General features: G+C 34.5%; 14 protein-coding genes and 1 pseudogene. 2 read left to right on the top strand and 13 right to left on the bottom strand.

Annotated features, from left to right (window positions below):
* The first annotated feature begins 234 nt into the window (after window positions 1-234).
* Window positions 235-555, top strand: coding sequence for a hypothetical protein (locus tag ABH959_RS10755; RefSeq protein WP_113937504.1), 321 nt, complete (start codon window positions 235-237; stop codon window positions 553-555).
* Window positions 556-609: 54 nt separating this feature from the next.
* Here the strand turns inward: ABH959_RS10755 and ABH959_RS10750 are convergent, their stop codons facing one another.
* From ABH959_RS10750 to ABH959_RS10730, 5 genes are all read right to left on the bottom strand, one after another.
* Entirely contained in the window at window positions 610-2,145 is a 1,536-nt protein-coding gene (locus ABH959_RS10750) for an MDR family MFS transporter (protein WP_113937505.1), read from the bottom strand.
* A gap of 23 nt (window positions 2,146-2,168) precedes the next feature.
* Window positions 2,169-2,876 (bottom strand): polymer-forming cytoskeletal protein, encoded by a 708-nt coding sequence (locus tag ABH959_RS10745; protein ID WP_113937506.1) that lies wholly within the window; start codon window positions 2,874-2,876, stop codon window positions 2,169-2,171.
* Window positions 2,877-2,901: 25 nt separating this feature from the next.
* On the bottom strand, window positions 2,902-3,612 hold the full coding sequence (locus ABH959_RS10740; protein ID WP_002189907.1) for a bactofilin family protein: 711 nt from the start codon (window positions 3,610-3,612) through the stop codon (window positions 2,902-2,904).
* A gap of 13 nt (window positions 3,613-3,625) precedes the next feature.
* A complete protein-coding gene (locus ABH959_RS10735) occupies window positions 3,626-4,249 on the bottom strand; it encodes a YhbD family protein (RefSeq protein WP_113937507.1) in 624 nt (207 codons plus the stop codon).
* Window positions 4,250-4,406: 157 nt separating this feature from the next.
* Window positions 4,407-6,182: an SgrR family transcriptional regulator gene (locus ABH959_RS10730; protein ID WP_113937624.1), complete on the bottom strand. Its 1,776-nt coding sequence runs from the start codon at window positions 6,180-6,182 to the stop codon at window positions 4,407-4,409.
* Between the two features lie 62 nt (window positions 6,183-6,244).
* Between ABH959_RS10730 and ABH959_RS10725 the strand changes: the two genes are divergently transcribed.
* Window positions 6,245-7,450 (top strand): MDR family MFS transporter, encoded by a 1,206-nt coding sequence (locus ABH959_RS10725; RefSeq protein WP_404492564.1) that lies wholly within the window; start codon window positions 6,245-6,247, stop codon window positions 7,448-7,450.
* A 14-nt stretch (window positions 7,451-7,464) separates the two neighbouring features.
* Here the strand turns inward: ABH959_RS10725 and ABH959_RS10720 are convergent, their stop codons facing one another.
* The 8 genes and pseudogenes from ABH959_RS10720 to ABH959_RS10685 all read right to left on the bottom strand — a co-directional run bounded on the left by ABH959_RS10720 (window position 7,465) and on the right by ABH959_RS10685 (window position 12,804).
* Window positions 7,465-8,169: a YjgB family protein gene (locus tag ABH959_RS10720; RefSeq protein WP_113937509.1), complete on the bottom strand. Its 705-nt coding sequence runs from the start codon at window positions 8,167-8,169 to the stop codon at window positions 7,465-7,467.
* Between the two features lie 24 nt (window positions 8,170-8,193).
* Window positions 8,194-9,039: pseudogene (locus ABH959_RS10715) on the bottom strand (aminopeptidase).
* Between the two features lie 257 nt (window positions 9,040-9,296).
* Window positions 9,297-9,692 carry a hypothetical protein gene (locus ABH959_RS10710; protein ID WP_002084959.1) on the bottom strand — a complete coding sequence of 132 codons (396 nt, stop codon included), beginning with the start codon at window positions 9,690-9,692 and terminating at the stop codon, window positions 9,297-9,299.
* Between the two features lie 92 nt (window positions 9,693-9,784).
* A complete protein-coding gene (locus ABH959_RS10705; protein ID WP_002013368.1) occupies window positions 9,785-10,027 on the bottom strand; it encodes a GlsB/YeaQ/YmgE family stress response membrane protein in 243 nt (80 codons plus the stop codon).
* 124 nt (window positions 10,028-10,151) lie between these two features.
* Complete coding sequence (locus ABH959_RS10700) at window positions 10,152-11,117, bottom strand: nucleoside hydrolase (RefSeq protein WP_113937510.1); 966 nt, start codon at window positions 11,115-11,117, stop codon at window positions 10,152-10,154.
* Window positions 11,118-11,194: 77 nt separating this feature from the next.
* The gene (locus tag ABH959_RS10695) at window positions 11,195-11,383 is read right to left on the bottom strand and encodes a DUF3970 family protein (protein WP_002013371.1); all 189 of its coding nucleotides are present in this window, start codon (window positions 11,381-11,383) and stop codon (window positions 11,195-11,197) included.
* A gap of 69 nt (window positions 11,384-11,452) precedes the next feature.
* Complete coding sequence (locus ABH959_RS10690; RefSeq protein WP_002127814.1) at window positions 11,453-12,238, bottom strand: class I SAM-dependent methyltransferase; 786 nt, start codon at window positions 12,236-12,238, stop codon at window positions 11,453-11,455.
* Between the two features lie 227 nt (window positions 12,239-12,465).
* Entirely contained in the window at window positions 12,466-12,804 is a 339-nt protein-coding gene (locus ABH959_RS10685; RefSeq protein WP_016101211.1) for a hypothetical protein, read from the bottom strand.
* Between the last annotated feature and the right edge of the window lie 102 nt (window positions 12,805-12,906).

Here is a 12,906-nt window from a genome sequence, read left to right as displayed (position 1 = left end):
TTCACTATAAATGCATATAACAATTTCATCTTTCAACAAAAAAGCGTTATAATAAAGTGAAACTTCTATTAGCAGGGAACTTTATCTCCTACTAATGGTTAGCCCTCACCAATCGGGCAGTCATCTCCCGCCGTCCTCATCATTTACTTCTTCATCTTGAGGTGGGAGTCTACTGCTCGTTATTGCGGGATGAATTGCAGCCTCTAAGATTACGTTATAAAGGAGATTAAAACAATGACTAAAATTAAAGTATATCAAGCAAAAGAAGAAAATATGGAAGCAGTAAAAAACATCATTGATGTTGAGGAACAAAACCCAACTGCTGAGAACTTACAAAATCTATATACATGTGTATTAGATACTGAAGATATGGCATTACCTGAATCATACGTTGAAGAAGATATCTTAATTGATTCTATGGAAGTTATGGTTAACGCTTCTCAAAGCAAGCTAAGAGACTTAGGTACATATGATGTAATCGAAGTTGAAAACAAAGGTAAGAAAACACAAATTTTATTATTAGCAGACGAAGAATACGAAATTATCGAAGGCTAATTCGACTCCGTACATAAGAAAAAGCTCCTTTCAAAATTGAAAGGAGCTTTTTCTTTATGCTTTTGATGTTTCACTTTTCACCTTGTTTTGTTCTTTCTTATATACCATGCGCTCATTTCCCATAAAGAAAATGAATACGAACGCTAAACTTGCGGGGACTAACGCCCACATAAATGTCTGAACGATTGAACTAGAGAGAGCTTCAATAATTTTATCTAATATTTGCGGCGGAATTTGAGATCTTGCCGATTCTGATAGAATAGCTCTTGAATCTCCTAAAGCGTTTGTATTCATTCCTCCGCTCATACCTTTAAACGATTCTTCTAATTGATCCTGGAAACCAGTTCTTTGAATCATCCCGAAGATTGTAATACCAAGTGTCATACCTAATGAACGAATGAAGTTACTCGTTGAAGTCGCAGAACCGCGTTGCTCCATACCGAAGTTATGAATAGCAGCCATACTTAGTACAGAGAATGAGAAACCAACTCCAAAACCGATAATAACCATATAAATTGTTAATAATATACGACTTGTTTCTGGCGTTAATGTACTTAATAAGAATAATCCAATTAGCATAATTACAGCAGAAATAATCATAATGTTTCGGTAGCTAAGTTTCGATGTTAAAAATCCACCTAACTGCGCTGTAACTACTGATCCTAACATCATTGGTAATAACAATAATCCTGAGTTTGTTGCCGTACCACCGTATACACCTTGAATAAATAACGGAATGTACACAGTTGCTGACATAAATGCCGCCCCGTAACATAAGGCAATAATTGTACTCATTCCGAATAGACGTTGTTTAAACATCTCAAATGAAATGATTGGTTCTTCTACTTTTCGTTCAATAACAATAAAAGCAATTACTAAAATAGCGAACCCAGCAAATAAACTTAAAATAAAGCTAGAATCCCAATCATACTTTTGTCCGCCTAATTCTAAGGCGAACATTAAACAAACTACTGCACCAACTAAAGTAATTGCGCCAAACCAATCAATCTTTTGTTCTCTATGAACTCGTGACTCTTTATAAAATAATGTAATAAAAATAAGTGCTAAAATTCCAAGTGGTAAGTTAATATAAAACACCCAGTGCCAGCTAATATAATCCGTAATATATGCGCCAAGTAATGGCCCAAAGATACTTGATAAACCAAATACAGCTCCGAATAATCCACCCATTTTCCCGCGCTTTTCAGGAGGGAAAATATCAAAAACGATAGTAAATGCGATCGGCACTAGTGCCCCGCCGCCAATACCTTGAATGGCACGATAAATACCTAACTGTGTAATATTTTCAGCAGTTCCACAAAGTGCCGAACCAATCATAAAGACGATTAAACCGAAAATAAAGAATCTCTTTCTACCATACATATCTGATAGTTTACCGAAAATCGGCATCCCTGCCATTTCTGCAACCATATAGGCAGAAACGACCCATACAAAGTTTTCAAGGCCTCCTAAATCACCAACGATTGTTCCCATCGCTGTTACGACAATGGTATTATCCATTGATGCCATTAAAATCCCTAGCAATAAGCCCGCCACAACAAAACCGAGCTTATTATTCTTCTCAACCATAACCTTGCTCTCCCTCATACTACTTATATTTGTTTATGTTCTTTTACGACTGCATTACCTTTCTGATTAAAACTAGTGTGATATTCTACTACACTAATTTCACAGCCAGGGCCAATTATAACATGATTTCCTCTTACTACGTCTGCTATTGTATGTTCTAAATAAATATCATCCCCTTCAATAATTGATGTTTGAAGGCTTCCTGCATGACTTGTAAAAGGAATAAATCTCGATTTTTTACGTACTGTAATCTTTTTCCCACCGATTTCTCTCACTTTACTTCCTTCATAACGAAGTGAGATTTCAATATTTTCAGCATTAAGCAAACCATCACTTTCAAGACCACCAGTTAGTAATAATTCCTCTACTTCTATATCTCCCTTTACATTTAAAGCGCCTTTCACATCTACGAAATCACCGGATAGCTTCCCTTTAAATTCTATCATACCTCTAACTTTTGTTTTATTAATTTGTCCGTCGCCTTGTACTTGGGCATTGCCATATACTTTTACATATTCCGCCTCCATATTCCCCTGTACTTCACTATCTCCATACACGACATAATTTTTCGCTTTCATATTGCCACGTACTTCACTCGTACCATACGTTTTAAAATCATTACAACTCATATGATTAGAAATTGTTCCTTCGCCGCGTATCTTTACTTTGTTATACTCTCCACCTGCTGAGCTACCTGATCCATTTACAGTAAGACTATGTTGATTTTCCATACCGATTCCTCTCTCCCTTTTAAACTTAAACTTGCTTAATTTCTTTTACATTTGCGCTTTTATCAACAGTAAGAACCCCAGTATATTCAATTAGTTCAATTTCACAGTTCGGTCCTACAGTAACATTGTTTCCCCTTACTGTTTTAATGTGAGCATAATCAATATCGATATTGTCACCTTCCAGCAGTTCAGCTTCTAACTGTAAGCCAAATACTGTTTTAAATAGTCTACTAAAAGCACTCAATCTATGTTTTACTTTAATGGTTTGGCCACCAATTTCTTTCGCTCTACATGTACCATGAATATTTATATTAATTTCATCTGCGCTTAATAATCCACCAACTGTAAATTGCCCTTCTGAAGAAAAAATATCAACTTCACAATTACCATCAATCGTCGCTTGACCATTGATTTTAAATTCTTCACCAGTTACATTACCACCTATCGTCCCTTTTCCTGCAATTTTTAAAGTGGTAGCCTTTACATCTTGTGTAATTGTCCCTTTCCCATCGATTCGCATCATTTCTGCACTAACTGTACCCTCAACTTTACCTGATCCGCTAATTCTCGCATCGCTACTTTTCAAATCACCAGTAACAATTCCGTAACCATTACATTCAAATTGGTCGCACTCAACGTTTCCATTAACAGTTCCTTTTCCATTTAGTTGCACTTTATGAAACTCTCCACCGTTTGATGAACCATATCCGTTTATAATTAAATTTTCTGTACGCATTATTTCTCCTCCACTACAACAGTTTAGTTTTTAATGCTTCGGTATATTTCATAATTGCTACACGTAAAACAATCTTTGTTCCCTTTTCAAAAATTAAATCCTCAACGCTTGATACTAAGAAGCATGTAGAAATCCCTAACTTCCGAATAATAAGTAAGTCACAATTTTTATGTTTAATCGCTTCATAATTTTCACGTAAAACTTGTAAAACCATTTTCCCTTCTTCTAAGCTAACGTCTCCTGATTGAAGAAGTTCTTCTAACACGTATACATAAAGAATATCTGCAAATTGAAAATCTGCCGTTTTGTTCGTTTGTTCTATAAAGAATTGTAAAACTGTTTCTGATGCAATACCCTTACGTAACAAATCATCTTTTGTTAAATGAATTTCTGTCACGCTCGGTGAGAACATATTTGCTAATTCATCAAGTGATAAATCCTCTTTCATCGTTTGGATTTTATCAATACGTTCTAATATCTTTTCTTTCGGAAAAAATGTTTCCTGGCCTGTGAACGTTGACTTCCGTACAAACCAATCTTCCGGTATTAAATTTTTTCTCTTCCACCTATATAACTGTCCGTATGAAATACCAGCTAGTTCTAATAAATCTTTTTTCGAAATTAAATCTGTACTCAACTGTATGTCACTCCTTCCTGATAACAATGTAACATAACACTGTTACGTTGTAAACAGACTTTTATAACAAGTAGCGTAACAATGTGTGAAACAAACCTGTCTTACATACAAAAAAGGTTCTTACACATATCTTTAAATGCGTAAGAACCTATATATATCAAGCTTTAAACCATATATCATAAAAATCAATCCAGCCTTGTGAATTAATCATTATATTTTGTATTTTTTCGTGTGAACTTACTCGCTGTTTATTGCGATATAAAGGAATGATATGCATTTCACGTAACAGTGTGTCCTCCATATCGCGTAACAGTGTCACCCGTTTCTCTAATTGATTTTCTGTAAAATAAGGCTGTAATACTTCGTTAAATTTTATATTGCTATGCTGATGAATAAAGCTGTTTTTTGTAAGAAACATATATAGTAAACTTTCTTCAATACGTTCACTAATTGTCGCACTATCATGTATTATATCAGCCTTTTGTATCGTACTTGCTTGCAATAACTCTTTTGTTTCAAGAAAAACGACTTCAATAGTGACGCCATACTTCGCACACTCTTTTTGTATCCAATATGAATCTTCAACATGATCTTGTTCTGTAAATGTATATAGTCGCAGTGTTTCATTACGGTAAGAGCTCTCTTTAATAAGAGTATATATGTCCTCATTTATATGTATAGTGCCACCCTTTGTTAGAACCAATTCTTCTGCTATTTCTCCGCGCGCTCCTTGCAATTCCTCGATAAGTGCATTGCTATGAATGATTTTATATAGAGCTTTCCGAAACATCGTGTTTTGCATAGGTCCTTCTTTTGCGGTATTTAATGTAATGTATGTTACATTCGACTCAAGTCTAGTTAGTTCTTTATGATGCTTTTCTATATTGTTATAGTGTGCTTTCGCTAAAATATCGCACGTATTTACGCTGTTCTCTACATTCCATAATTCAATTCGATCGAGAAATGGTCGCTCGCGAAAATATAAATCATTTGCTTCTAATACGAATACATCCTCATTCTTTTCACATAATCGAAACGGTCCAGTACCGATTAACCTTCCATCTCCATCTTCATTTACAATAGAACACTGTTCTGTACTTAAAGCATGTAAAAACAGCTTATTATCTGTAGATAAACGAATCTGCACAATGTAGTCATCAAGAATATGTAAACTTTCAACGTGCTGTAACATCCACGCATGCGGATTATTTTTCGCTTTCAAGAATCGTTTAAATGTATGTACAACGTCATAAGCAGTAAATTCTTTCCTGTTATGAAACTGAACACCTTTTCGTAAGTAGAAGGTCCATATATATTTCTGGTCATCATATTCCCAATAAAACGCAAGTCTTGGCTCTACACTGTTTGTATTTCCGTCTATATACACTAACGTGTCGTATATATGTTTTACCATATGACATTCCGAACGCATCGTAGCGTATACAGGATCTAATGCAATATCTAGATTCATTTGGACTTGCAAACGTAGCACATCTCTTCTCCCTTTAGATGTCCTTTCGACTTGATAACCGAATATCGAATCAATCCACGTTTGAAATTGCGTTTGAAGTGATGGAAAATACGAGCTATATCTTTCAATAAATGCACTTCCACTTTTTACGTCCCCTTGTTTCGTTATTTCTTTTCCTCTTTCTAAAATTAAAGAAAGTGGATGTTTTTGAAATAACAACTTTGAACGATTTCCTCTCCCTCGGCCTGGAAACCACATAATCCAATTAAATTCTTCTAATTTTTTTATGATTAATTTACTATTTCGCTCTGTACAAAATAAAGTTTCAGATATATTTTGTATTGTTATTTCTAATTGTTCTCCCTCTGCTCTCCCATTTCCATACTGGAGCCACAGGTGCATATATTGCTCCAAAATAATCATAAAACGCCCCCTAAAAGATGAAAAATCTTCCTCTTTCATTCTACCCTTTTTCATTTCTGGCTTCCATCTTATCATTTCAATATAGAAAGGAGGAAATAAAAATGAAGTATCTTTTAAAACGTTATAATAAGCCTATTCTCATTCGATTGTTCGGTGAATTGTTAGTCCGAACGACTGAATCGATGTTAGCTATCATTTTTATTGTTCACGTTAATAAAGCGTTAAATGGTAATGTCATCGTTACAATGCTTCTTTTCGGATTACAGCCTCTCGCTGATATTGTGTTTACATTAATCGCTGGGGGTGTAACAGATAAATACGGCCGAAAGAAAATAATGTTACTCGGATTACTTTTACAAGCTTTTGCCGTAAGCGGATTCGTTTTTGCTGAATCGGTCGCCTTTTTCGCCTTATTGTATGTAGTAAATGGTATTGGACGCTCTTTATATATTCCGGCACAGCGAGCACAAATCGCTGACTTAACGAAGGAAGAACAACAGGCAGAAATATTTGCTGTTCTGCATACTACGGGAGCAATCGGCTCTGTAATTGGCCCATTAATCGGCGCCTTTTTCTATACTAGTCACCCTGAGTATTTATTTATTTTGCAAGGTGTAGCCCTTACGCTATATGCTATTCTCGTTTGGACGCAACTTCCTGAAACAGCTCCACTCATGAAAAACGTTAATAAAACTAAAGAAGTATATTCGCCAAAACAATTTATTTCAAAGCATTACGCTGTGTTTGGACTTATGATTTCTACGCTACCGATTAGTTTTTTCTACGCCCAAACCGAATCAAATTATCGTATATTCGCCGAAAGTGTATTTCCAAATTTTCTATTTGTACTCGTGTTTATCTCAACTTGTAAAGCTGTCATGGAAGTGATTCTCCAAATTTCCCTTGTGAAATGGTCTGAACAGTTTTCTATGCCTAAAATCATTGTTATTTCCTATACTTGCTATACGTTAGCTGCGATTGGCTACGGTTATTCCACAACAATATGGTCATTATTCTTCACATTGCTCTTTTTAGTAATTGGGCAAAGTATAGCTTTGAATCACTTACTACGATTCATTTCACAAATCGCTCCAAGTCATAGACGCGGATTATATTTTTCTATATACGGTATACATTGGGATATTTCAAGAACTTGCGGGCCTTTTGTAGGTGCATTGTTATTAAGTAAATTAAGTGGTAGTACTCTATTTTATATTTGTGCCTTCTTATTAATAATCGGTGGTATCATTCAAGCTTTTTTTGTTCAATCGTTAGAAAGAAACAAAACAAAAGAGCTGTCCCTATAGGAACAGCTCTTCATTTAACCTGCCATTTTATTAATACTATCCTCCGGTGAGAACACAGAAATATGATGTACTTTACCAGTCGATTTTGGAATTGCGAATTTCAATTCAAACTGGTCATTTACTTTATAAACATAAATTTTATCATTACCATTTTCTTTAACAGACGCTGGTTTTCCTAAAGCCTTTTCGATTTCTTGTAACGTAATCGATTTGAGCTCTGAATGGTAAGAGCGTACGTCAAAGACTTGTGATCCTTTATTAAAGCCAAATGCTACATTTTTACTTGTAAAAGTTGCATACATCCCGTTGCCTGCTTGATCAGTTTTATCTGCTTTTCCCCACTCTTTTTCTATTTCCTCGATGTCACCTGTATGTGCTGCATATGGTACGTTAGGTACTTTACCTTCTTTCGCTTGCTCAAATAAATCTTTTACATGGTTAATTGATTTTTGATTAAGCACTGTATTTTTCGTATTAGACTCCGTTGAAGGTTTTACCGAATCATGACCTTTTGGTTTTTCCACAGACTCTTTCTCTGTTTTTTGAGCGGTATCCTCATTCTTTTTACCCGTTTCTGACGTTTCGCTCTTTTTTTCCGTACTATTTTCTGATGTTGAATTAGTTTGTTTCTTTTCCTCAGCGTTAGTACATGCGGTTAAAGCCGCTACACACGTTAAAGTTAGGAAAAATATAAGTACTTTCATATATACTTTCATCATTTTCAGCCTCCCTCTTCAACATATTCACTTTTGTAACCATTCCATTACACTACTCTTCAAATTATTTTTGGTCCAAAAAGTAAGTGCTTCGCTTTCCCCGAAAGTATTCACAATATACTCCATATACGATGTTCCTAAAAAATAACCGAGTCGATTGTATCCGAAATAGTTCCCTCCGGATAGACGGAACCATTCTTTCTCTTTTTCAACTGTCCATCTTTCAACATAATTCTGTAAAAAACGTTTCTTAATGCGCTCTTCAATTTCTTTATAATATTGTAACGATGAATCACCATTACTACTATATGAATAGTAAACGGACTCACTTAAACCTTTAACTATTAGTTGTGATCAATAGGTCGCGACCCCTTCACGATATAAACTTACCGGGGCATCATTCCATTCTGCTTTAGTCCAATCCATTCCACTCTCTTGTAATGCTACATTATGATATATATGTCCGATTTCATGAGCAACGATAACACGGAGGTGCTCCCTTACAGGAGATAATTTCTCAGCCGCAAAAAATATATCCCCAATAATCTCCCTTTCCACAAATGCATTAGAACCAAATCCACCTACAAATAGATGAAAAGTCAAATCTATATTACTACCAAATTGAATGCGATAGTCCTTACTAACTTCTTGAATAATTGATGGTAAAATTTCTGAAATAATACGAATGTCTTCTAGTTTTGCAGGATACTTTTCAATCGCACTAGAGAGACGTTCTTCTGTCTTAGGACAGTGAAACTTAAAATACTCTTCGAATGCCTCTGGGTGCATATCATAATATTTGTTCAAGTCATGTAATCCTATATCATTGCTTTCCAAAAGCTTTAAAAAGCTTGGAATTGTATTGTTAATCATCTTATTCATCTCCTTATTTACACCTTCTCTCCTTACTCGTTATATCCTTTTTCTATAACTTAAAATACACTGTCACAAAGGCTCCTTTAAATGCAAAAAACCAGCAGGGAGTGAATAATCATTCCCTGCTGGTTTAATATTTTTGGGGTTTCTGAAATTTAATCAAACCATTTTTCGCCGTCAGAAATCCATTAAAATTGCCTATTTATATAATTAAAAAAGCTGCCCTATTAAAGGACAGCTTCAAATATGTATTTTTACACTTCGATAGATTTACCGTCTTCAACGATATGGTAAAGTAAGTGCGCTAAATGATGAATTGGACCATTTTCTTCCTCTTCTTCATTTGTCTCACCTTGGAATTCAAGATCATTTAAGTATAGTGCTAAAAATTGATAGAACAATTTCAAATCAAATCCGTAGCAAGCACTTGGTTCTTCATGATCTCCTTCATATTGTAACATTAAGTATTGCTCATTTCCTTCTGTATCTTCAGCATCAAAGAATACGAAGAAACCAACGTTTGTATCTAAATCAAATAGATGACGAGTACCTTTTTCTGTTGCTTTCTCGAAGTCCTCTTCACTTAATTTATGTACTGTTGTTGCCTTTGCATTATCCTCTTGATGAAAATTTACTGTAAATGATTTCAATGCTGACACCTCCTGTTTGTATAACAGTAGCATAACAGATTAGACAACATAATACAAAGGGACTGCTTACAAATGTAAACAGTCCCCTGTATTCATTTCCGCATTGCACGGAATATAAAGCTTACGATGAAAATCAAAACAATCGCGCCTATTAAAGCCGGAACAATCGCATATCCGCCTATAACAGGTCCGAATTTACCAAGTAACGCTGTACCAAGCCAAGAACCGACAATACCAGCAATAATATTACCGATTACACCGCCAGGTACATCCTTCCCAGTAATTAAACTTGCAAACCATCCTAATATACCACCAACGATTAAAGACCAAATCATATCATTACCTCCTTTATTTTTGAACGATAAAAATTATAATCAGAAACAATTGCTTACCATTAGTTATGTTTCATTTTTCGTAAGTTATTCGTCTTATGAAAATCATTCAAATCTGCTCAACCTTTTAAGGACAATCTGGCTTCAATATTGTTCTCATAAATTCGTCTTTAAACGCTTGATAATTGAATTCAACGGCAATTCTTTGTATAGGACGATCATCAAACCTCGTCGGCTCAGCTATTTTTCTAAAATCTGCAACACTTTGACCTCTCGTTACATCATTTGTCGTACTTATCCAAACTGCTGATTTTTTATATTCAAAAATATCATCATTTATAAATGAAATGAACGGAAGTAAATCGTGAATCGGACTCCCACCAATACCTGGATATTCTTTTTTGTAAAAGTTCTCGTAATAAAAATCAATCATTGGCTTAATAAGTTTCGCTTGCCCTGTTCCTTCTTTATCAATAATATCGACCATTTCAGGGGTAATAAGAGCACGCTGCGTTACATTTAACGGATATATAGTAGCATTCTGCGCATATTTCATAACGATATTCGCGGCAATTGGATCGCCGTAAAAATTAGCTTCTGATACAGGTGTAACGTTTCCCGGAAATAGAAAAGCACCGCCCATTATATAATAAGAACATACTCGATTCATTAAATTGGGGTACAATAAAAATAATGTTGCAAGTGTTGTTAATCGTCCCGTCGCGACTATAATAACATCTTCTGGACAAGGCTCAATTAATTTAATCAATTCACAAAAATTTTCTCTGTCACAAATTCTCATCTTCGGTGGAATAATTGGACCTAAACCGTGCTCCCCATGAATTTCAGGGAAAAACAAAGGTTCTTCAGCTGTCATTGGTCTACTGGCACCTTCAATAATCTTCACTTTTGTAGCATAGTATCTTTCTAAAAAATAAACATTTTCCGTAACAATTTCTCTTGATACATTTCCGTACTCTGCAACGATACCGATAATATCTAATTTGCATGTTTTATTCGCATAAATTAACGTTACTGCATCATCAATACCAAAATCTCCGAAAAAGATTATTTTTTTATTAACTTTCCTCACCCCTCTTCAGCATAATCTACTATCATTATTATGCGAAAAAGACAAGGCGGTGAAACAGAGACAATTAAAAAAGCCGCCTATTTATTGGCGACTTCAATCTTTTTATAAGATAAATATGCTAGTACACTTTTGCTTGAATCATATTTCGGATTATTCCCTTTTCTCGGTTCTCTCATATGTGTTTTTTCAAACCCAGGAATGTCAGGCATTTTCTCTAAAAATTCAAGCATCTCTTCCTCAGTTCCCTCAATACGTACACGAATCATTATTACTATTCCTCAATTCTCATTTTCTCTGTACTAAGTATATCGTACATTAGAAAGACTGCAAGAAATTTATCTTTTTAATGTTGAACTTTTTTTACATACGAACAGTGCCATTTCAGTATAAAATGATTCTATTTTATTGTTTCCAAATTGAATTTTGAAAAATTCTTGCATTTCATTTGATGTTTTCATCATACACTCTGTTAACTTTACACGTTTTTGCATAGGAACATCCATCATATCGCACCACCAATCAAAATCGAACTTCTTGTCAAAAGTATGACATGACTGCATTTGCAAACCATGTTTTTCTAATAAAGTAATCCATTCTGTTTTTTTCAAAGCTCGTTCATGGCTTGGATCTCTCTTCTTTTCGATAAAGTTATAAAATGTATCAAACTCATTATTTTCTGGTGAAACGTTATCAATTAATATAAATAACCCATTATCTTCTAACGTTCGATTTACTTCAAAAATAAATTGCAAAGGATCAACAAAGTGATGTGCTGCAATTCGGCATGTAATTGTATCAAAGGATTCATCAGCAAATGGTAACCTTTCTGCATGTCCTGCTACAAATGATACATTTTCATGTCCGTTCCCTTCTATAAAACCTTTTGCTTTTTCTAACATTTTTTCTGTTAAATCAAGAGCGACTACCTCTTTGAACATTGGGGCTAACAAATTAGCAACATGTCCGCCACCAGTAGCAATATCAAGAAGACGAGTATTATGACGAGTTTCAACTTGCTGAACTACATATTGTAAATCCAGTCCTTTTGCATGAATTTTACTTTTCACATACTTCTCTGCATTACTACCAAATTGTTGTTTCACAAGTTCTTCTTTACTCACTTTTATCATCTTCTTTCTATAAAGTATTATATTTAATTTATAAGTTCTCTTTATATAATTTCAAATCCTCTTTTAGCTTAGTCTCGTCTCTTGTATTAGAGACCTTCTATCAAAAAAATTTAACTCTTTTATTTTTAAGCACAAAACAAAAAAAGTTATGGGTAATTATCCCACAACCCTACAAAGTATCTCTTATATTTGAGGATCTTCTTACACGTCTAAATAACTTAATCCCCCTGTAACTTCACAATAACTTCTACTTCGCTATTAGTAGCCTCTCTTGCATGCAATCCATATTGGTCCATGCCAATCCATATCCACCCAGGACTATCATAAAGAATATCTATGTTGAAATGCTTCAACTTAGTAAGCTCTGACCTAATAAATTTATCCCTACTAGCGATTTCCTTATCAAGCAAGCCATATTCTTTCCCATTTTCAAATAGCGCTATCATCTTTCCTGCAAGTGGATGTATACGAACAATAAAGTGATATTCTTTTTCATTTATATTCGCTACAATCGTACTAGAATCAGGTACATCACATCTAGAATTCGGCATATTCATATCGGTCATCTCCTTTATTGATTTCATTAATATCATAACAGATTAATATTTAGATATTATTAATATAATGTAAAAAATATAAAAGCTGACTTCCCTTTAGAA

Source organism: Bacillus sp. RC51, assembly GCF_044908115.1.
GTDB lineage: Bacteria > Bacillota > Bacilli > Bacillales > Bacillaceae_G > Bacillus_A > Bacillus_A mycoides.
This window is presented reverse-complemented; position numbering and strand designations above follow the sequence as displayed.

Bases quoted from the DNA above. Each gene is read 5' to 3' on its own strand.
- ABH959_RS10755 (WP_113937504.1), top strand. From the start codon at position 235: ATGACTAAAATTAAAGTATATCAAGCAAAAGAAGAAAATATGGAAGCA.
- ABH959_RS10750 (WP_113937505.1), bottom strand. From the start codon at position 2,145: ATGGTTGAGAAGAATAATAAGCTCGGTTTTGTTGTGGCGGGCTTATTG.
- ABH959_RS10745 (WP_113937506.1), bottom strand. From the start codon at position 2,876: ATGGAAAATCAACATAGTCTTACTGTAAATGGATCAGGTAGCTCAGCA.
- ABH959_RS10740 (WP_002189907.1), bottom strand. From the start codon at position 3,612: ATGCGTACAGAAAATTTAATTATAAACGGATATGGTTCATCAAACGGT.
- ABH959_RS10730 (WP_113937624.1), bottom strand. From the start codon at position 6,182: ATGAAAGAGGAAGATTTTTCATCTTTTAGGGGGCGTTTTATGATTATT.
- ABH959_RS10725 (WP_404492564.1), top strand. From the start codon at position 6,245: ATGAAGTATCTTTTAAAACGTTATAATAAGCCTATTCTCATTCGATTG.
- ABH959_RS10720 (WP_113937509.1), bottom strand. From the start codon at position 8,169: ATGATGAAAGTATATATGAAAGTACTTATATTTTTCCTAACTTTAACG.
- ABH959_RS10705 (WP_002013368.1), bottom strand. From the start codon at position 10,027: ATGATTTGGTCTTTAATCGTTGGTGGTATATTAGGATGGTTTGCAAGT.
- ABH959_RS10695 (WP_002013371.1), bottom strand. From the start codon at position 11,383: ATGATTCGTGTACGTATTGAGGGAACTGAGGAAGAGATGCTTGAATTT.
- ABH959_RS10685 (WP_016101211.1), bottom strand. From the start codon at position 12,804: ATGAATATGCCGAATTCTAGATGTGATGTACCTGATTCTAGTACGATT.